The sequence below is a fragment of the Cupriavidus necator A5-1 genome, assembly GCF_000744095.1.
Classification (GTDB): Bacteria; Pseudomonadota; Gammaproteobacteria; order Burkholderiales; family Burkholderiaceae; genus Cupriavidus; species Cupriavidus necator_A.
Genome location: NZ_JQLI01000001.1, coordinates 1,446,150 through 1,466,196, shown reverse-complemented (window position 1 = coordinate 1,466,196; position 20,047 = coordinate 1,446,150). Strand labels below are relative to the sequence as shown.

Here is a 20,047-nt window from a genome sequence, read left to right as displayed (position 1 = left end):
ACACTCCTGATCCACGATCTTACTCATAAGTCAGGAACTTAGCGGACAAATAGTCTATGCTTGAGCGAAAGTCATTGAAGGGAGCGCTCATGAAACGGGACGGTCGCAGCCTGGCTCACAACACGCTTGAAGAAATGCGCATCCTGGCGGTGCAACGCATGGCCGAGGGGGAGCATCCGGATGATGTCGCGGCATCGCTTGGGATGAATCGGTCGTGGGCGTACAAGATTCGCGTCCAGGCGCGCGGCCGTGGTGTACGGGCGCTGCGCTCGACCAAAGGCCCGGGTCGCCCGCGCACGCTCACGCCCGCGCAGGAGCAGCGGGTGCTGCGATGGATCAACGGCAAGAATCCGATGCAGTACGGGTTCGATTTCGGGCTGTGGACGCGCAACCTGGTTCGCGAACTGGTGCAGCAAAAGTTCGGCGTGACGCTGAGTCTGGCCTCGATCGGCGCAATGCTGGCACGCCTGAACCTGACGCCGCAAAAGCCGCTGCAGCGCGCTTACCAACGCGATCCGGAGGCAATCGATCGCTGGCGGCACGACACGTATCCGGCCATTGCCAGGCAGGCTCGTGAGCAGAAGGCGGATATCTTCTTCTGGGACGAATCGGGCTTTCGAGCTGACTCGGTGCATGGCAAGACCTGGGCGCCGCGCGGCGAAACACCCGTAGTCCGAGCGGCCGGGCCAGCGGCAAAGCATGAGCGCGGCGTCCGCCGTCAATTCGAAGGGCGCCTTCTGGTTTGCAACGTACGAAGGCGGGCTCAGCGGTGAGTTGTTCGTCTCGCTGCTCAAGAAGCTGATGTTCAATCGAAAGAAGGCGGTACATCTGATCGTCGACGGATTGCCAGCGCATAAGAAAGCCATCGTCAAGGACTACGTTGCCAGTACGCAGGGCAAACTGACCTTGCATTTCCTGCCCGGTTACGCACCGGACCTCAATCCGGATGAGTTAGTGTGGAGTCACGTCAAGCGCAGCGGCGTCGCGCGCTCCCAAAAGGCGAAAAGCTGGGCCCGCGAATTCATGAGCAGCTTGCACAAATTAGACGCAACCCGAAGCTCGTGCGCTCGTTCTTCAGGCACCCATCTGTCCGCTATATTTCTGACTTATGAGTAATCTAAGGACCAGGCGTGTCCGTCTCGATCAGGCTACCTCATTATTCGTGATAATCCCATGCCGCCCCTTGACGTATGTTGCATTGGCTACTCGGCGAAAGATGAATTGCGCAGAAGATCAACTGCAGACATGCGCTTAAATTCCGGCACGTACATCGTTGCGCATTGCGCTGGCCAACGGCCAGCGAAGATACCCGCGACCCGTTCTAACCCACCGCTTTGACGTGTCACAACCTCTCAGCTGTCGAATGGAGCGTTGTTGATGAGGTCGCACAGGTTCGGACAACCGAAGCCATGAACATGGCGATGTCCAATATCGACCAACCCGGTGCCAAAAGCTGTATGGGGCTTTTTCCTGATGACTTCAGCTAACGCTTCCGTAAACGCAGCCTTCATTCCAAGCCGAGGGTAAAGAGCAAGCACATCATCAACCAGGGGTGGCGTAATTTCATCAAGTCGAAGCCCAAAAAGGTCGGCATATGCCCCGATGTGAATAAGTGCAACTTCGGGTTGCTTGCGATCAACGATGCCCGTGGAAGTATGGAGAGCGATGGCATCCCAGACGAGCTCGGCCTTGGATTTCGGGTAGTCGTTATCGAGCAGGAACCGGTTGGCAGCATCGGCGCTATCAACCTCGAAGCGCTGGTTCGCCGCGAATTCGTCGGAGAGACTGAGGTCGTGCAGAATTGCGGCGAGATAGACAAGCTCGCGGTCGTACGCTAGCCCCCGCCGCTTGGCGATAAATTCTGCAAACCACCATGTCCGGTGCAAGTGGTTAAGCAGTACCTTTGAATGGACCCGTTCGACGAGCGATATCGCTTTCCGGGTGAGCGCAGAATCCGGGGCGGTAACGCCTCCGATAGTGACTGGAGTGTTCATGTGTCCTCCGCGAACGTGAAGTGAACGAGGTCTTCAGTCTAGGCGCGCTTGGCGTGGCAAAAATGACTGTTTACGGTCTATTTGTGCCACAATTCAATCTTGTACATACACGAGGCGAAAATGGGGAAGCGGACGGAGGTACGTAAGCAGCCTAAGGCTGGCCGGCATAAGCGAATCGTGATTTTGGGTTTGCCGCCGGTGGATGCGATTGATGTGATTGGACCAGCCGAGGTGTTCTCCTTTGCGAACCGGCTACACGATGAGCCCGCTCCCTACACGATTGAATTGGTATGTTGCAGTGCGGATGCGTGTCTGGAAAGCGAAGTCGGCATCGGACTACTGGGGCACAAGACGCTTGAACAGGAGCGGCGTGCCGACGAACCAGTCGACACCTTGATCGTCGCTTCGGGCTTTAGGTCGATCGAACGACTTGATGCAGCTGCGATTGAGTGGATCCGAACCAAGTCACCATCGGTGCGCCGAGTATGCTCGATATGTGTCGGCGTGTTCGCATTGGCGGATGCGGGACTGTTGGACGGTCGTAGAGCAACAACTCATTGGCGCATGGCAACACAATTGGCTGAACGTTACCCAAAAGTCGCGGTCGATCCGACGCCTATCTGGGTGAAAGATGGCAATGTGTATACGTCGGCTGGCATATCCGCAGGGATCGATCTAGCGCTCGCTCTTGTAGCCGAAGACCTAGGAGATAATGTCGCGCTGGAAATTGCGAAGACTTTAGTCCTGTTCCTGCGACGGCCAGGCGGTCAAGCGCAATTTAGCGTTGCTCTTCGATCGCAGCGGGCATCGGGCTCGAGCCTGGACGAGTTGTGCCTTTGGATCGGCGAGCATTTGCATGCGGAGCTTACGGTAGAGATACTGGCAGACAGACTATCGACCAGTGTCAGGACGCTTATCCGTACGTTTCAACGGGAATTAAACGTCACGCCCGCCAAGTATGTCGAAGACGTGCGGCTAGAAGCTGCCTGCCGGGCCCTCGAGTTGGGGCGGAATTCGACGGAAGAGATTGCACGTCGATGCGGTTATCGTAGCGTCGACGTGCTGCGAAAGGCGTTCGTAAGACGTATAGGCGTGAGCCCCAACGAGTACGCGCGACGTTTCGCACGAGACAGTGAGTCGGGCTAAAGGGGCTAGGGCAGCCCAAGTAGGGCCGTATTGGCCCGACTTGGCGCGAACAACTTCGCCCCCTCTTTATCGCGACACAATCGGATCAGCGGGGGGGCCATCGGCATGGCAATCCAAGGCCCTGCAGGCAGCGACGACCGAGTGCTCAACATCGCCAAAGCGATTGAGGCGACGCTAGGCGGAACTGTCTGCTTTCTGAAAATTCTTTCAACACCGAACGAGGGTCGCCTTGTATTCGCGCGGCGACACACCGAACGCGGTGCGAAACCGTTTACTAAAGTGGGCAAAATTATTGAAGCCATTGTCCATTGCGATCTGGCTGATATATCTAGTCCCCAACAGCGGATCAGCCAGGTCGCGTCGCGCGCGCTCCAGGCGCCTGCGCCAAATACAGTCACGGACCGTTTCCCCCTCCTCGTGGAACAGCGACTGCAAATAGCGGGGCGAGATGCCGAGGACTGCCGCTACCCTCTCCGTATTGAGATCAGGATCATGCAGCGACTCTTCGATTACCGCCTTGGCCCGGCACTTCAGTGCGGTACCGGCCCAACTCGGTTGATGCTCGTCGACGGAGATTAAGTCCCCCAAAGCAGCCGTCACCAGATCGACCGCGATGGAGGATAGACGACGCGCCACTGCCGGATCGACTTGCGACACCACGCCGCCAAGTTGGCGCATGAAGGGCACCGTCAAGGTACCCAATAGGCTATCGCCACGGATGGCACGAGCGGTCATCCGCTCCGTCTGCCCCAAGCGGCCAACTAATCGTTGCCGGGGAATTTGGAAGACCAGCGCTTCGAAATCATCGCGGAATTGAAGCGTGTACGGGCGGACGGAATCGTAGCAAACACAATCTCCGGCTGCGATCGTCGCATCCCGCCCGTCCTGCACCACTATGCTATTGCCGCTCAACTGGAACTGCATGAGGGTGTACTCCTCACGCCCGCCGTCGATTCGCCGAGACGTACGCATCACTTGATGGTCGCGGCTACGCACCTGGGAAAATTGCAAATCGTCGATCAGCGCCGTACTAATTTCGCCAAAAAATGGGCGATCCGACAGCGGAATGCAATCGATCTGCACAAATGTGTCGCACACGACATCCTGCCAGTAGGCGAATCGTTTGGAGTCGACTACGCCTATCGTGGAGTGGAATATGTTCATCCCGCTACCCGCTGCACGAAATACGGAATTTGGAGGCAGCCACGATATCACGTGACCGTCCCTATCTCAACGTACCAGCGACACGTGACACATTGGGCTTCTCTCATGGGGCAATTTGCCGCACTGCGCCTGGAAGCAACTATTACTTCGCCACCAGAAAAGTACGCGGACGGCAAAGGAATAGTCTAAGTGGCTACCATATCCAAGTGGAGAGGAAGGCGATGGAAGCGATCAAAGCCGCGTGCGTACGGGCGGCCCCTGTATTTTTGGATCTGCGTGCAGCGCTGGCCCAGACCGATGCGTTGGTGAAGGAAGCGGTCCGCAATGGCGCCAAACTGGTTACTCCCAGGGTGAAGAGGTCCATGTGGCCTCCTGGCCCAGCTTCCTCCTTTATCGTGATGTCATCTACGCGTTTGGCCCCGAGGCGAGCAATAGCGTCAGCATGGTCTACGCTCTGGAGGGCGGATGCTTCATGCTGGCGTCGACCGCATTGGTGTCCCAGCAGATGATCGACATGCTGTGCGACCGCCCCGAGAAGATCAAGCTGCCGAGTCCGCTTACCGGCAAGCCGGGAGTGCGGCTTTTCCATGATCTATGGGCCCGATGGCCATCCTTTTTGTTCGCCTCTGCCCGAGGTCGAGAAAGGCATTCTATATGCCGATCTCGATCCCACCAAAATCGTCCTCTCCAAGAATGCCGCCGATCCTGTGGGACATTATTCGCGTCCTGACACCGTGCGGCTCGTCGTCGACAAAACGCGCCGGACGGTGATGAGCGTCGTCACCACAGCCCCCCAGACCACTGGAGCTATGCATCCACAAACAGACCAATCAGCGAGATGACAATGGACATCCAATCAAACGGCATCCGAGTTCGCGTTAGCGAAAAGGGACACGGCGACCTGGCGCTGGTGTTTCTGCATTACTACGGCGGATCATCGCGTACCTGGCAGTTCGTCACGAACGAACTGTCGGACAACTTTCGAACGTTGGCGACGGATCACCGTGGCTGGGGTCATTCGGACGCCCCGGAAGCGGGCTACACGATTGGCGACCTAGCGGACGATGCGCAAGGCGTGATCGAATCGCTGGGTTTGAAACGCTACGTGCTCGTCGGTCATTCGATGGGCGGCAAGACTGCGCAACTGTTGGCGTCGCGCCGGCTGCCAGGGCTGGAAGGCGTGGTGCTCGTGGCACCGTCGCCGCCGTCGCCGATGCTGGTGCCTGATGAGCAGCGCACCGCCATGGTGGGCGCTTATGCGTCGCGTGAATCGATCGGCTGGGTGCTGGACAACGTCTTAACCGCCGCACCGCTGGCACCGGAGCTCCGCGAGCAGGTGATTGAAGACAGTCTACGCGGCGCGCCGCAAGCTAAGGCCGCATGGCCGAATGTGGCAATGCGCGAGGACATTACCGCTGATGTGGCTGCCATCAACGTACCGGTGCTGGTGATCTCCGGCGAGTTGGATAAGGTAGATCGCGTGGAAACACTTCGCGCTGAACTTCTACCGAGAATTGTCGGCGCGCACCTTGAGGTGCTGCCCGGCATCGGCCACTTGTCGCCGCTAGAAGCGCCGTCTGCAGTTGCAGCGGCCATCCGCCGGTTCGTCGCTGAACTATAACGCGGTGTCCTCAAGCCCAATTCGTTTGGGGCCTGCTAACCGGTCTATTGAAACCGGCACGGGGCGCTGGCCCGGAACTGGTCTATGCGTTTGAAGACCTGAAAGCCAACATGGTGCGGGGTACCATGTTGGCTCAGCCGCGCACTATAAGGCGTTGCCGTAGTGGCAGCAGGCGGGCCTGCGGCGCTGGGGCCCGCGTGCAAGTTTTCATTGTTCAGTAAGTTGTCAAAGGCAGCCCACTTGACGGCGTTTCATTGACGAGGCGATAGGGCGAATACGTTACTCGAACAAGCCATAGTGGCGCCTGGCGGGATCGACAACTGGACCAGGTTTCGTACTGCCTCTGCACTCGTCCCGCAACCGAATACGTGGATATCCCGGCTCGGTCATGCTCCCTCAACGCAACCCGCAGAGTTTGCTCGATTTCCTCAACGTCTCGTACGCTAATTTCGAGCGGCGGTCGTTGTCTCGACTTGATCCGTCGAGGCACTCCTAAAGAGTCCGGCGCGATGCTCGCGCTGGATCAGAGTGGCGCTTGTCATGAAGTCCTTTTCCGGATTGACGCAAAGAAAGTGGAATCGGGAGCTTCGCTTGCATTGGCAGCACCAGATGGCGACCGACGTCTACATAGCGCGATGAGTCCGCGCCAGTATGGGAAATCGGAGGTTCCAGCCGTTCACCTTTTGTCATTGGAAAATCTCGTGCCGCTGTTCTTCGTCCTTTGCTAGCTGCAGTTCAGACCGCGCACGAAACGCTCAGCGCGCGCTGTGCATTCTCGCGTCCCACGGCGCGACCTCGCCACCAAAACGATCTGCAAGGAACTCAATGAGAAGCCGTAAGGGCTTGGGTTGGTGCCGACGGGACAGATAGACGGCTTGAATGTCCAAGGGATCGAGCGCGTACTTGGGCAACACAGGCTGTAATGCACCTCGAGCCAGGTCGTCGCCCACATAGAACGTGGGCAGCATTGCAATCCCGGCACCCGCCAGTGCGGCTGCCCGCATTATAGAGGTCTCGTTCGCGGTCAGGATTCCTTGGGCTTCAATGGTCGTCAGTTGACCTTCGAGCCGTAGGTTGTATTCGGGCGCAAATGCGGTGCTATGGGTGATACAGCGGTGAGTGCGTAGGTCCTCGGGGGATTTGGGAACGCCCGCACGCTTGAGGTACGCCGGTGAGGCGCATAGGACCGAATGGCAGATCGCTAGCCGACGAGCGACAAGCCCGGGGTCGATCCGATTGCTGAGGCGCACGGCCAAGTCGATACGGTCCTCCACGAGGTTGACCGCTCGGTCAACCAGGATCAACTCGATTTCCACTAAGGGATGAAGTGACTGGAAATCCACGACGGCCGAAGTCAACTGCGCTTGCGCGAACGCCGGCGACGAAGTCAGCCGCAGTCGCCCGTGCGCTTCACCACCACCCTGGCTTGTTAGCGAGGCGACGTCTTCGGCCAGCGCAACCATTTCGCGACAGTTTGCCAACGCTCGCTCACCCGCATCGCTCAATGCGAGCCGACGTGTAGTGCGGTGCAGGAGCCGTGCACCAAGCCAGTCCTCCAGCCCTTCGAGATAACGGCTTGCCATCGCTCTGGACATGCCGAGCGTGTCTGCCGCTGCACTAACGCTTCCTCGATCCACGATCTCGATGAAGACGCGCATCGCCGTCAGTCTGTCCATGTCATTTGCTCAGTTTGGTTGACAAACATTTAATCGAAACGAAGTTTATCCCTCTTTTAGTAGTCAATACAATTCACTTGGCGACAGCACCCCGCTGCCAACAGGAGAACCAAATGATCGTTCGCTCCCTTACCGGCTTGGTTGCTGCTGCAGCATTTACGCTGACCGCAGTAACTGCCCACGCGCAGACCGCACCGCTGAGTTTGAAGGTCTACAACGCTGACGCGGACAGCTTCAATGTCAACTCGGTGCTGGTGACGGGCAAGACGGACGCTGTCTTGCTCGACACGGGCTTCACCCAAGCAGACGCGTTGCGCATTACCGCAATGGTGCTGGATAGCCACAAGACGCTGAAGCTGATCTACATCAGCCAGCCGGATCCGGACTACTACTTTGGCATCGACGTCCTGAAGACGTACTTCCCTGATGTGAAAGTCGTCGCGACTGCCCCGACCATCAAGAAGATTGAAGCTACGTTACCCAAGAAACTGGCGTTCTGGCCGCCGAAGATGGGGGCGAACGCTCCGAAGAGTGTCAGCCTGCCGGAGGTGCTCGTCGGCAACACGATCAAGCTGGAGGGCCAGACGCTGGAAGTCCGTGGCACGAACGATCGCCTGCCGCACCGTAGCTTTGTCTGGATCCCCTCTATCAAGGCGGTAGTCGGTGGAGTGAATGTGTTCGCCGGTCTCCACGTCTGGACGGCTGACGCCGCCAGCGCTGAAGACCGCGCTGCTTGGTCCAAGAAGCTTAGCGACATCGCTGCGCTACAGCCGACAGTCGTTGTGCCGGGCCACTCTGCTGCGGGTCAGGCGCAAGACGTGTCCCAAGTCACCTTCACGCAGGCATATCTGCAGCGTTGGGATGCTGAATTGGGGAAGGCAAACGATAGCGCCACACTCATCATCGCGATGAAGGCCGCATATCCCACCGCCGGACTCGGCATCGCCCTGGACATCGGCGCCAAGGTCGGCAAGGGCGAAATGAAGTGGTAGTGGGAACAAGCACGGGAACGAAGCAACACCATGCACACTTCAATCTGCCGCCCAAGTCCGCCGTGTACGTCACGGATGCCTACCGCGGTTGGTGCTGGGGCTCTTGGGAGCGCATGGGCGAGTCACATGGAGACCCTGTTGGGTTTCCAGCCACAGTTTGCACAAGTGGCTGAAAGCGATTAACCGCTGCCGGTCGATGGACATCAAGATAGAACTTGTGGCGGACTGGCATAGCATCCGCTTGTTCACGGCAATCGATAATTTCAACTGTGTCGCGTAGGCGATTCGGGAGGATTATTCATCGCCTGAATTGTAGTGGTGAAGCCTTCCTGAAAGAGCGCGATTAAAACCAATGCAACTCGTGGACAAGCAATGCACGCTTTATAAGCCAGACACCGGTAAATCGTCGCTCTACAGCGCAACACGTTCGTGACGCCGGCTATTCTTTGAGAAAGGAACCATGATGAAATCTGACGACATTGGCACTTATGCCTGGAGCGAACGTACAAAAGGCATCCTAGACCCTGGCGAGCGCCACGCCCTGGTTGGAATGCTGGTAATGACACAAGTAACCGAGCTGTTTGACAAGCTGCTCGGTGCGATGGGGCGACGTCAGGCACCAGTCGAGATGGATCGGATCATTGTGCCGGACACAGCGATCTGCAAGGAGGCCGAAGAGCAGGCCGCCGCGATGTACCCCGAGGACCTGCATGTGCACTGCTACCGCACATACTATTTGGGCTCCCTGCTTGGCCAGGCATTTGGGCTGCGATGGGATCCGGAGGCACTGTACGTAGGCTGTCTATTGCATGACTCCGGGCTGAGCGATACCCACGCAGCGAAGACCGCCGATACCGGCTTCCAGATTGTCGGTGCGCGTGTCGCACGGGATTTGGCGCTGCGCCATGGGTGGCAGGAGCCGGAGGCGCGCGCGCTGTATGAGTCGATTAGCCTGCATTTGAATCCGTATTTGCCTCGCTCTCGATGGGCTCCTGAAGCGATACTGGTGAAAGGAGGCGCGGTGATGGACGTGATTGGCTCATACCGTCATCGCATCCCGCACCAGCAATTGAGCAAGGTGCATGCAGCCTATCCCCGCACGGGTTTCAAACGTCACATTGTCACCTCAATCACTGAAACCCCCCACGCGCAGCATACGCATGCGCATTTCCTGTGCCGTTGTGGTTTTGCTGATCTGGCGGAGAAAAATCCGCTGGATAATGACTGGGCCTGATCCACTGCGGCGTTTCAACTGCGCATGCTGTTGCGCCAGGCGCTGGGAGAAAGGCCATAGTGTTGTCGGAAAAATGTGGGAGAAATGGGCCGTGCTGCTAAATCCCGCAGCGAACGCGATCGAGCTTGCGCTGCGCCTCATCGCCCTGGACATCGGCGTGAAGGTCGGCAAGGGCGAAATAATGTGGTAGTGGGAACAAACTTGGGAAGGAACAATACCATGCATCGATTCAATTTGCCGCCCAAATCCGTCGTGTACGTCACTGACGCCTACTGCGGTTGGTGCTGGGGCTTTTCGCAGCGCATGGGCGAGTTCGAAGCTGCCAATCGCCACAAGGTTGCTTTCAGCGTCATCAGCGGGGGCCTGTTCGTTGGCGAGCGCGCTAAGTCGATCGCCAGCTACCCACATATCCCGCAGGCGAACGAGCGAATTGCCCAGATGACCGGCGCCGCGTTTGGCGAGGCCTATCAGAGTCTGCTGAGGCCGGGCCACACGGTCATGGACTCCGTCGATGCCGCCGCGGGCCTGGCCGTACTGCGGGCGCAAGTCCCTGAGCGTGCGGTGCATTGGGCTCATGAGCTGCAGGCGGCGTTCTACGGTCGAGGTCTTACTTTGTCCGATCCTGAAACGATCGCGGGCATCGCATCGGCCAATGGTCTCGACGAGAAATTGGCATTGCGTGCTCTGGCAGACGGCTCTGGCAAGGCACAGGCGAAAGTGGACTTCGAACTGGCGCGCGGACTTGGCGCGTCCTCCTACCCGACCTTGTTCTTCGTGGACGGAAAGAACGTGCACAAGCTTCCTGCGACCGGAGCAGCGCTGAGCACGCTGAACGAAAGGCTCGACGCATTACTGGCTTGAGCCGCGGGTCCCATCAATCAATCGTCTGTGAGTGCAATCCTGTCATCCATCGCATTTCCATCCCTCCTTTCGGCATAGTCAATGCGCACTTGGTCGTTTGCTCGACAGGCGGCATATTGGCCGATACGGCGCTTCCAGACACAGAGGCCAATGTCAAGTAGGCTCTCTAATTCGAGTGGCGATCGTGGTCAGATATCAACCACATCGTGATCACCCACGTCCGCATTGACCACGTTGGCAGCGGGCTTGGCCACGATGGCTTGAACCACAATCCCGTAGACGCTTGGAGGCGACCCTCGTGGCCAGCATGGTAGATTGGAAGCAGCTTGACTACGCTCGCGCGATAAGTGGGTCGACTTGGACAGGCTCGCGCCCGACAAAGTCGCCAAGTGGAAGTCAGCAGGTGACACGTTGCTTCGGTTGGTGGCACAGGTTCTGACATGACCCGTTGTGCAACTCGTGCGAGTCGGGAAACCGAAATTAAGCGCTCGTTCTTGCGTGGCGCGGCAGTCCATGTGCGCCGGGCGCTGCAAGCGCTGCGGGGACGTTACTTGCAAGGGATCTGGATCATTAGATCAAGAGATCAGTAAACGAGTTCCACGAACCAGGAATGCTTTGGCCATCTGACCGCTGGGACGGTGGCCGCCCCTGTACCGCGACGTGCGCACGCTGTGCCGCAGTGATCGAGGGCACGATCGTCGATCGCTAAAGCGCTTTTGCTAAAACGCAGATTGAGCCGAAGCTTGTTCTTGGGGCCGTTGCGCACGTGCACGTCCTGGCCACCCTGGATTTCCAGTTGCAGTGATGGTGTCAAGAAGTGGGCCACCGTGAGCAAGCACGTATCGGTCGACATGCTTGCGCTCTGAGTGACGCCGTTGAGCTCGGTACGGCCGCCCCCCGTGTAGTGGTGGGTGATCGCGATCCGTGTTCTGTCGTTGAGTTCGTAGCGGAGGTGACTTTGCAGGCTGAAGGTCGGGCGCTGCTTGTAATCGGCTCCCGCGAAATCGCTGTTAGTGCTGTAGAAAGCAACTTCGCCTGTCAAGTCGAGGAAAACTGGACCAGTGATGTTTTGGGAATAGTTCAGATGCGTCACTGCTGTCCAGCGGTGTGTGCCGAGATTGAGGGATCCCTGATCGGCGTGGTAGGTCCCAAGCGGAGCAGAGACGAACTGGGCGGCGCTGAGATAGCGTTGGTGATCAGGGTCATTGATGAACCAGATCGCCGAGCCGATGAACGGATCGCCAATCCCATTCGAATGAAGATTGGCCGGGGCTCTCATGCGCACGCTGCCGAAGGGCATGATGACCTGCGGCGTCACTGTGAAGCCGAGGAAGCTTGCGTAGTGGATATATCCGACTGGACATCGAAGGGTGCTGGCGTGCGCTTTCCGTCGGCGTAGAACGCGGTGCTCTCGCTGTGCTGGTAATAGAGCAGGCCGAGGTTAGTGCCCGGTGGCAAGGGCACATAGTCCGCAGGATCGGTCGCGAGAACGGTTGCGTTGGCAGAGGTTGCCGCCATCATCGATAGAAACAGCAAGCTGACGAAGCGAATTTTCATTTAGTATTCCAAGAGGAAGGTTCGGCAAAGAAGTCCGCCTATCTGGCGGCTTCATTCTGCGATACCAAGGATCACGGGTATTGCACGACGCTCCCGACATCGTTGATTCAGCTTGCCAGCCCGGGTCATGTGCTTGCTCACCGGAAGTGCCGTGCGAGGCCTTATGCTGTTCAGCGAGTGGCACCAATCCAGGACTCACCGATGTCCTGTTCATGCGATAGACGATGAAACGCACAAGTACCGATTCCGCACCTATTGACGAGCGGTTGGACTATTGGCGAGACGCTATCAGTCGCGCCTTCGTCAAGCTGGACTTTGACCCCGTTAAGCTCAATGGAGGGCGGCAGTTTTCTGGTCGCATCGCCCAGAGCGATCTCGCGGACATTGAACTTGCGGTGGTGAATTCCAGTGGCCAGCACGTGCGGCGGACGTCGCGACTGATCCGGCAGGCTCAGGAGGAACTGTTCCTGGTCAGCTTCCAATTGGCAGGTGAGGGGGAAGTACGCCAAGATGGTCGGCGTGCAGTACTTGCAGCTGGCGATTTTGCGACCTATGACAGCACGCGTCCCTATGAACTCTTGTTCCGGGAGGACTTCGAACAACTGGTGGTGACGGTGCCACGCGACCGGCTGCGTGTGCGAGCACCATCGGCGGAGCGGTTGACGGCCATCGCCATTCGCGGCAGTCAGGGCATAGGGGGCATGCTAGGGGAGTTGGTGGTGGGATTGCCAGAGCATGCAGAGGCGATGGCTGGTCAGACACAGGCGTCTGTTTCCGACTCCGTGCTCGATCTCGTCGCTACGGCTCTAGCGACTTTGCCGGATTCGCAGGTCGGATCGCTACCGACCTTGAAGCTGTTTCACCTGAACCGGATCAAGTCCTATATTCACGAACATCTATCCGACCCGGACTTGAGCATCATGTCGATCAGCGAAGCGCTCGGTATGTCCGTCAGCTCACTGTATCGAGTGTTCGAGGCGGAACGGTGTTCGCTTGCCGAGTGGATCTGGGATCAGAGGCTGCAGGCGTGTCGGGCGACGCTGCTCGACGTCGCCTGTTCCGGGTTAAGCATCAAGCAGATCGCTATGAGCTGGGGATTTAACGATCCCGCACATTTCAGCCGCGCATTCCGGAAGCGGTTCGGCCAAAGCCCGGCTGCGTTCCGCTCGCGCGACTAGCAGCCGGGCCGTTCAGTCCCTGTGAGACGGCTTGAACCGAGGCGTCGTTTGAACGCTCAGGCCTGTTCACCTTCTTCGAGTTCTGTATGCTCGACGGCTCGCATGCCCGGTGAGTTGCCGTTTGCGCTTTGGCCGTGCTTCGCATGCACGACACGAGGCTTTGGATTGCGGTCCAGCAGCAGTTGTGTGACGTCAGGGCGAGAGTAGTGCCCAGCCGGATCAGCAGCCGCTTTCGCGAGGGTGATGGCTGCTAGGTCAATGTCCGCGTACAACAGCCCCTCCGCGTCCGGAGGCAGCGGCTCGGCCAGCGATCGTCCGTCGGGACCGTATATTTGCGCATGACCGCCCCCCAACTTCAGGAGTGCTTGCTGCTCGGGTGTCTCGCAAAGCACGTCGATCATCTTTTGCGAAACCGTTGCGCACGGCGCAACCACGAAGCACTGGCCCTCGACCGCATACAACCGACTCGCGGCGTTGTTTACCTCTGGTCCGAGCGCGTAAGCTGCGCCGACGTAAAGCGAGAAGCTGGGCCAGGCGGCGATATGGACCTGCTCATTCTGAGCATACATTGCGTACTTGGTAAGTGGCTGAAGATGCTCCCAACAGCAAAGGGCGCCAATCCTGCCGAGGTTGGTGTCGTGAACAGCCAGGTCACTGCCGTCGCCTTCGCCGAAGATCGCGCGTTCGACATGAGTGGGTTTCAGCTTGCGGCGCGTGGCAATGGTCTTCCCTTCTGGGCTCAGGATGGCCTGGGCAATGTACAGGCTTCCAGCATCTTTCTCGCTGAAGCCAAGCGCAACGGTGAGGTTGCAACGCGATGCCGTTTGCGCGATGCGCTCAAACTGCACGCTGTCGATAACCATCGAGTTGTCATGGTACGCCTGGATGAATTTCATGCCCCAGATCGGCGCACCAAGCCAGGCAAACCACGGATATCCAGGTATCCACGTTTCAGGGAAAGCAATGAGACTTGCGCCGCCTCGGGCGGCTTCTTCGATAAGCGCAATCGTCTTGTCAACGGTTGCCTCGAGATTAAGAAACTCTGGCGCCGCCTGGACAGCAGCTACCCGATAGCGGGGATGTTCAATGGCCATTGTGGTCTCCTGATGTGTGGTGCCCAAGTGTAGGCGGAAAAAAACCGACTCCCTTGTCTGAGATTCCTGCCTGTCAGGTACTGGCTTCTTGGGATGCCTCGGTTGCGTGGGCGTATTCATATCAGACTTAGATGCCCCTCCGGGCATTCCTATTGGGCTGTAGCTCCGCTGTCCTTGACCAGTGCACCAAGGGCCGTTCCTACCTTGGACAAGCGGCGGCTGTGCTCATCTGGCGAACCGTGTGCTGGAACCAACGCCTGCTCATTTAGTGTTTGTTGGACCTCTGGCATAGCGAGGACGCTATTAACTGCCGCGTTCAGCCGCGTCACGCGATCGCTGGGAACGCCAGCCGGCGCGTAGAGACCCAGGAAATCTGTCAATTCCAGTCCATCTATACCGGCCTGGCTGAACGAGAGTACGCCTGGCAGGAGGGGGCTGGCCGCAGACATGGAAATGATCCGCAGCTTGCCGGCGCGATGGTATGGGATCAGGTCAGAAACGCCGGAGACCGCCACCGAAACCTGGCCGCCGATCAGGTCCTGAACGAGTGGGCCGGCGCCGCGATAAGGAACCGGGACGGCGTCTGCGCGTAGCAGCTTTTTTACACTTCACGCCGGTAGAGTCGGAGCACCCATCGGGCATGCACAACCCTGTACAGCAGCGGCGGCACTCGATAGACCGGCAAATTCGATCCATATATGCCGCCTAGCTGCTTTCTCTTTCAGTCCCTCCTTTAATCCGCCACGATATGCAAGTCCGCGATCAGCTTCCCATAGCGCTGCTGGTCCTTCCGGATCTTGGCCTGGAATTCCGCCGCGTTGCGCGGGAATGGCTCAGCGCCTACCGCGGTGAGCCTTTGCCCGAACTTCGGATCGCGCACGGTTTTCATTACGTCAGCCTCGATCTTGCTGACAATGGAGGCGGGCGTGCCGCGCGGCACAACCACGCCGGCCCAGGCGCCGGCTTCGAAGCCGGGGTAGCCTGACTCGGCGAACGTGGGCACATCCGGCGCCAGGGCCGAGCGCTGCGTGCCGCCGGTCGCGATGATGCGTAACTTGCCGGCCTTCGCATAGGGCAGCGCAGACGAGATGGCCGAGAACATCGCCGAGACCTGGCCGGAAAGCACATCCTGCAATGCTGGGGCCCCGCCCTTATAGGGAATGTGATTCAGCGGGATGCCTGCGGTGAGCCTGAATGCCTCCATCGACAAGTGGTGCGGTCCGCCCGCGCCACCGGATGAATAGTCCAGCGGCTTTTTGGCGTTGGCGCGCGCCACCGCGACAAACTCGCTCACCGTGCTGGCGTGGACCTTGTCGGGATTCACGACAAGCGCCAGCGGTGTATACGCGACCAGCGCGACCGGCACGAAGTCCTTGACGGGCCGGTAGGGCAGCGTCTTGTACAGCGACGGATTGATGACGAAGGGGCCGTCGGTAGCGAGGTAGAGCGTATAGCCGTCCGGCACGGCCTTCGCGGCCAGTTCGCTGGCCAGGATGCCCGCGCCACCGGGACGATTGTCCACGATGACGGGTTGGCCCCAGGTCTGCGCGAGCGATTGCGCCAGCGCCCGGCCGACGAGGTCGGCGAATCCGCCCGGCGGGAACGACACCAGCAATCTGACGGGCTTGCTGGGGAAACTGTCCGTCGACTGCGAAAAGCTTGCCGTGGCAGGCAGGAAGCCGGCCAGGCCAACCAGCAGCGACGCGGCGATTTTCTTGATAGGGTGGTTCATGTTTTGTCTCCTGATGAATCGGCTCTGTTGGCTTCATTCATTGTCATTCGAGAAATCCCGTTCCGCTGGCGAGCGCCGCGGCGGTGCGCAATGCTGAGAGAACGCTCAGGTGCTGCGCGATGCCCTGGCCCGCTATATCGAAGCCGCTGCCATGCGGAACGTTCAGCATGACGTAGGGCAATCCCATGTAGATCGTGCAGGCACCGGCAAACGCGGACGTCTTGACCGCGATCTGGCCCTGGTCGTGATACATGGTGACGACCGCGTCATGCCGGCCTTCCAGGCATTGCCGGAAGACCGCATCGGGCGTGAGGGGGCCGGTCGCCGCGATGCCCCGCTCACGCGCCTGCGCAACCGCTGGTGCGATCTCCTCCTCATCTTCCTCGAACATCGCGTGGGGATTCAGTCCCGCGACGGCGATACGCGGTGCCGGCATGCCCCAGCGTTTCAGCGTACGGTCCAGCGTCTCGATCAGGCGCAGCACCGGCTCGCGCTTTACTGTCGACGCAATGTCGCGTATGCGGATATGCTCGGTGATCGGCACGACGCGCAACTTGCCGCTGATGCGCAGCATCCAGGTCCCGTCGGGCTGCAACTCGTCAATGTCCCTGACGATGCCGCCCAGCTTGAGCGATGCGCTGTCGACCGGCGCCAGCACCAGTCCATCGATTTCGCCGGCGCGGCCCAGTCGCTCGCCCAGCCGCTGCCATGCGACGACGGCGCGGCCCGCGGCAGCCGAGGGCTCGCCGACGACATAGTCGCCCTCGCGCAGGTCGCCGGGATCGAGCACGCCGATGAAGCGGTTGCCGGCCTGCTGCGCCGGACTGTCGATGGCGCGTATCGCGCGGCGGATGCCACAGGCCACGGCGGCGCGGCGCACCGCCTCCAGTTCGCCGATCAGGAAGGCGTGACAGAGGCCGTCCAGTTCACCGCTGTCCAGCGCCTTGAGGCATACCTCCGGACCGACCCCGGCCGGGTCCCCGATCATGGCCGCGATCGTCGGGAGAGGCTTCGATGTGCTCATCATTGTCTCCTTCGTCTGTCCGGTTCGCTCAGGGCTTGGCCAGGAAGTCCTCCACCACACGCACAAAGCGATCCCGTTTCTCGATCTGCGTCCAGTGCCCGCATTGCCCGAAGACATGCAGCTCGGAACGCGGGATTAGGCGATGGAGGCGAATGCTGCTCTCGAGCGGAATGACGGCGTCGTCTCTGCCATGCACCAGCAGCACGGACTTGTCGAGCGCCTGCAGTTTCTCGTCCGGCGCGCACAGCGCATCGACGTGCCGTTGGCGCGGCGCAGGGAACAGCGCTGAGTACGACTCATGAAAGCCCGGCCGCACGCTGGCTTCGTAACGCGAAGTCACCAGCGCTTCAGTCAGGAGTGATTTGTCATAGGCGAACAGGTCAACGATCTCGCGCATGTTCTCGAGCGAGGGCTCGTAGCCCCATACTGCGTCAAGCCCGGGCGTGAGTTCGAAGCGGGCACCGGCAGACCCCATTAGCACCAGCCGGTCGACGCGGTCGGGGTGCCGCGTTGCCACGGCCAGCGTGAGGGCGCCGCCGAACGAGTTGCCGACGAAGTCGGCGCGCTCGATGTCCAGCGCGTCCAGGAAGCCAATGATGTGGCCGACCCAGTAGTCGAGGTCATAACGTGCGTCGGTCTTGCGTTCCGTATAGCCAAAGCCGGCCACGTCGGGCGCGAGCACGCGGCGGTGCCGCGCCAACTCGGGGATCGCCAGGCGCCAGTTCGCCCACGCGGTCACGCCGGGACCGGAGCCATGCAGCAGGATCAGGGGCGAGCCTTCTCCGGCCTCGAGATAATTGGTGCAAATGCCCGCCGCGACGACGCTCTTGCCGATTTCCGGATTTTGCTGGGTCATGGATGTCTCTCTCTCGCTCTCGAGTATTCTTGGGATAAGGGAATGCGTGGCCGGTCGGTTCAGATGACGAATGTCATATTGCCCATCAGGCTGTCGTTGTTGACTAGGAGGACTTTCTTCTGGTGAATGCGCCAACCGTCGGCGTGGCGCCCGAGCACGTGAAGTTGGCGACCGGCCCAGGTCGTCATGTGGTCCAGCCGCGCTTCGACCAGGTGAAATCGCGAATGCACCTCGATCTGGCCCTGGGCATTCTCGCCACGAAGGCGGACGTTGGACACCGTGCGTGACAGCCGCGACCTCGGGTTTTGCGAATGCGCATGCTTGGTCTGCAGCCGGAACAGTCGTTCCTCCAGCCGGCCACGATCGTCGTAGATCAGCGAAACCTGGCGCTGCGGATCGATGTTGTCCGCGTTGCAGGGCACCCAGTACAGCAGTTCGGGCGCCCACAGCGCGAGCCAGTCCTTGTAACGATGGCCGTCCGCCAGCTCGGCTTCATGGCACAGATATTCCTCGATCTCGCGCTGCAGGCTCAGTTGCAACAGATCCAGTTGCTGGAAAGCAAGGGTCGTCTCGCTCATCGTGCTTCTCCTTCCGCCGACATCAGTTCCAGCCACCTGCGCATCTGTCCGCGCTGCGTCACCTCGTCGGATATCCGTCCCGTGATGACGCCATCCACGCCATGTTCCTCGCGGTTCAGGCCGCGCGACAGCTCGAGCCACGGCATGACCTGCGCCATCATGCCGCACTGCGCGCGCTCGAAGATCTCGCCGTCGTCGGGCGAACCGGAGCCCGCAGGCCCGTAAAAGGATTCGTGCTGCCGAATGCGCAAGGCGTTGATCTCTTGGCTGACGCCCTCGAACAGCACGGGGAACATGATCACCTCGCACTCGTCCGGCGCGATTGGATTGATGATGCGGATCTGGTTGTTGATCAGTTGCAGGTTCGGATAGATGCCGACATGCGGGTCGCCGGCGAGGGAAACCAGCAGGCGTGCGCGCTCCTCGCCGTGCTTGCCCCTCATGCGGGAAAGATACTCCTCGCCACCGGGCGTCTTGCGCAGCATGTCGCTGAACTGCTCGTAGTGGCTGAGACGATGGGCGGTGAGGTCCAGCATCACGTGGCCGTTGCCAAGGTCGCGCGTGCGGCTTGCGGACTCGTCGTCGAAGGGATCCCCGCGGTGTGTCGCGGCGAGGCCGGCGTCCGGATCACGGTTCCAGGCCGCGATCACCGAGGCGTGGACATAGTGGACGTGATAGCCGTCCATGCCGACGAGCTTCCAGTTCCCGCGATACACCGTCTTGTGCACGCCCGCATTGATGCAGATCGCGCCGTCGGGCGACGCATCCACCATCAGGTCGATCATGGCCTTCGCGTGGCCGAGATGCGTTTCGAGGTTAGGCACATCGGGATTGAGGCTCGCGAACACGAAGCCGCGGTATTCCCCGACGCGCGGCGGGGCCGCGAGGCTCATCGCGTCCTGGTCGAAATCGTCGCAATAGGCTTCGCGCCCGGGCACTTCCACCAGCTTGCCGGTGGCGTCGTAGATCCAGCCGTGAAACCAGCAGCGCAGGTGCTTCGTATTGCCCGCGTCGCCTTCGCACACGGCGGCGCCGCGATGCCGGCAGCGGTTCATCAGCACGCGCACCTGCCCGTCGCCGCCACGCATCATCAGCACCGGTTGCCGGCCCATGCGGCGCGTCCGGTAGTCGCCGTGCCGCGGGACTTCGGACGTATGGCCGATATACAGCCATGTGCCGTGGAAGATGCGCTCGATCTCCTGGTCGAAGACGTCGCCGTCGGTAAATACACTGGAATGCACGCGGCCGGGCTGTACCAGCGACCTGACGTCGCGGGCCTCGCCGTCGGCATTTCCGCGTGGGCGGCGTGAATGGAAGCGTATGGGTTGTGTCATTGTCGA

Annotated in this window: 19 protein-coding genes and 1 pseudogene; 8 read left to right on the top strand and 12 right to left on the bottom strand. The window is 59.9% G+C overall.

Annotation, left to right across the window (positions count from 1 at the left end):
• Positions 1-89: 89 nt before the first annotated feature.
• Positions 90-1,112, top strand: a pseudogene (locus K307_RS06445) (IS630 family transposase).
• 240 nt (positions 1,113-1,352) lie between these two features.
• Here the strand turns inward: K307_RS06445 and K307_RS06440 are convergent.
• Positions 1,353-1,994 (bottom strand): HD domain-containing protein, encoded by a 642-nt coding sequence (locus K307_RS06440; protein WP_042877078.1) that lies wholly within the window; start codon positions 1,992-1,994, stop codon positions 1,353-1,355.
• Positions 1,995-2,171: 177 nt separating this feature from the next.
• Here K307_RS06440 and K307_RS45740 point away from each other — a divergent pair, with 177 nt between their 5' ends.
• Positions 2,172-3,140: a GlxA family transcriptional regulator gene (locus K307_RS45740; protein WP_230625546.1), complete on the top strand. Its 969-nt coding sequence runs from the start codon at positions 2,172-2,174 to the stop codon at positions 3,138-3,140.
• Positions 3,141-3,347: 207 nt separating this feature from the next.
• Here K307_RS45740 and K307_RS44275 read toward each other — a convergent pair whose 3' ends face one another.
• Positions 3,348-4,304, bottom strand: coding sequence for a helix-turn-helix domain-containing protein (locus tag K307_RS44275; RefSeq protein ID WP_051974714.1), 957 nt, complete (start codon positions 4,302-4,304; stop codon positions 3,348-3,350).
• A 587-nt stretch (positions 4,305-4,891) separates the two neighbouring features.
• Between K307_RS44275 and K307_RS47610 the strand changes: the two genes are divergently transcribed.
• Both K307_RS47610 and K307_RS06430 read left to right on the top strand, forming a co-directional pair.
• A complete protein-coding gene (locus K307_RS47610) occupies positions 4,892-5,146 on the top strand; it encodes a hypothetical protein (RefSeq protein WP_155301096.1) in 255 nt (84 codons plus the stop codon).
• A 2-nt stretch (positions 5,147-5,148) separates the two neighbouring features.
• The gene (locus K307_RS06430; protein ID WP_080744923.1) at positions 5,149-5,925 is read left to right on the top strand and encodes an alpha/beta fold hydrolase; all 777 of its coding nucleotides are present in this window, start codon (positions 5,149-5,151) and stop codon (positions 5,923-5,925) included.
• Positions 5,926-6,680: 755 nt separating this feature from the next.
• Here the strand turns inward: K307_RS06430 and K307_RS06425 are convergent.
• The gene (locus K307_RS06425) at positions 6,681-7,601 is read right to left on the bottom strand and encodes a LysR family transcriptional regulator (RefSeq protein ID WP_042877074.1); all 921 of its coding nucleotides are present in this window, start codon (positions 7,599-7,601) and stop codon (positions 6,681-6,683) included.
• Between the two features lie 113 nt (positions 7,602-7,714).
• On the opposite strand from K307_RS06425, the gene K307_RS06420 reads away from it, so the two are divergent.
• The 3 genes from K307_RS06420 to K307_RS06410 all read left to right on the top strand — a co-directional run bounded on the left by K307_RS06420 (position 7,715) and on the right by K307_RS06410 (position 10,688).
• On the top strand, positions 7,715-8,593 hold the full coding sequence (locus K307_RS06420) for an MBL fold metallo-hydrolase (protein ID WP_042877073.1): 879 nt from the start codon (positions 7,715-7,717) through the stop codon (positions 8,591-8,593).
• Positions 8,594-9,053: 460 nt separating this feature from the next.
• Entirely contained in the window at positions 9,054-9,827 is a 774-nt protein-coding gene (locus K307_RS44270) for an HD domain-containing protein (RefSeq protein WP_051974713.1), read from the top strand.
• Between the two features lie 219 nt (positions 9,828-10,046).
• Positions 10,047-10,688: a DsbA family protein gene (locus K307_RS06410; protein ID WP_051974712.1), complete on the top strand. Its 642-nt coding sequence runs from the start codon at positions 10,047-10,049 to the stop codon at positions 10,686-10,688.
• A gap of 583 nt (positions 10,689-11,271) precedes the next feature.
• Here the strand turns inward: K307_RS06410 and K307_RS06405 are convergent.
• Together K307_RS06405 and K307_RS44265 are read right to left on the bottom strand one after the other, a co-directional pair.
• A complete protein-coding gene (locus K307_RS06405; protein ID WP_230625545.1) occupies positions 11,272-11,988 on the bottom strand; it encodes a transporter in 717 nt (238 codons plus the stop codon).
• A gap of 14 nt (positions 11,989-12,002) precedes the next feature.
• The gene (locus tag K307_RS44265) at positions 12,003-12,245 is read right to left on the bottom strand and encodes a hypothetical protein (protein ID WP_051974710.1); all 243 of its coding nucleotides are present in this window, start codon (positions 12,243-12,245) and stop codon (positions 12,003-12,005) included.
• A gap of 224 nt (positions 12,246-12,469) precedes the next feature.
• Between K307_RS44265 and K307_RS06400 the strand changes: the two genes are divergently transcribed.
• Positions 12,470-13,423, top strand: coding sequence for a helix-turn-helix domain-containing protein (locus tag K307_RS06400; RefSeq protein WP_042877070.1), 954 nt, complete (start codon positions 12,470-12,472; stop codon positions 13,421-13,423).
• A gap of 56 nt (positions 13,424-13,479) precedes the next feature.
• Here K307_RS06400 and K307_RS06395 read toward each other — a convergent pair whose 3' ends face one another.
• The 7 genes from K307_RS06395 to K307_RS06365 form a co-directional block, all read right to left on the bottom strand.
• Complete coding sequence (locus tag K307_RS06395) at positions 13,480-14,517, bottom strand: carbon-nitrogen hydrolase family protein (RefSeq protein ID WP_051974709.1); 1,038 nt, start codon at positions 14,515-14,517, stop codon at positions 13,480-13,482.
• A gap of 149 nt (positions 14,518-14,666) precedes the next feature.
• A complete protein-coding gene (locus K307_RS45735) occupies positions 14,667-15,113 on the bottom strand; it encodes a tripartite tricarboxylate transporter substrate-binding protein (RefSeq protein ID WP_268989208.1) in 447 nt (148 codons plus the stop codon).
• A gap of 137 nt (positions 15,114-15,250) precedes the next feature.
• On the bottom strand, positions 15,251-16,249 hold the full coding sequence (locus K307_RS06385) for a Bug family tripartite tricarboxylate transporter substrate binding protein (protein ID WP_042877067.1): 999 nt from the start codon (positions 16,247-16,249) through the stop codon (positions 15,251-15,253).
• A gap of 43 nt (positions 16,250-16,292) precedes the next feature.
• Entirely contained in the window at positions 16,293-17,273 is a 981-nt protein-coding gene (locus K307_RS06380; protein WP_042877065.1) for a PdxA family dehydrogenase, read from the bottom strand.
• Between the two features lie 28 nt (positions 17,274-17,301).
• Positions 17,302-18,129, bottom strand: a complete 828-nt coding sequence (locus tag K307_RS06375; RefSeq protein ID WP_042877063.1) for an alpha/beta fold hydrolase — start codon at positions 18,127-18,129, stop codon at positions 17,302-17,304.
• 59 nt (positions 18,130-18,188) lie between these two features.
• Positions 18,189-18,707 (bottom strand): aromatic-ring-hydroxylating dioxygenase subunit beta, encoded by a 519-nt coding sequence (locus K307_RS06370; RefSeq protein ID WP_051974708.1) that lies wholly within the window; start codon positions 18,705-18,707, stop codon positions 18,189-18,191.
• A complete protein-coding gene (locus K307_RS06365; protein ID WP_051974707.1) occupies positions 18,704-20,041 on the bottom strand; it encodes an aromatic ring-hydroxylating oxygenase subunit alpha in 1,338 nt (445 codons plus the stop codon). The genes K307_RS06370 and K307_RS06365 overlap by 4 nt, the downstream gene beginning before the upstream one ends.
• Positions 20,042-20,047: the final 6 nt, after the last annotated feature.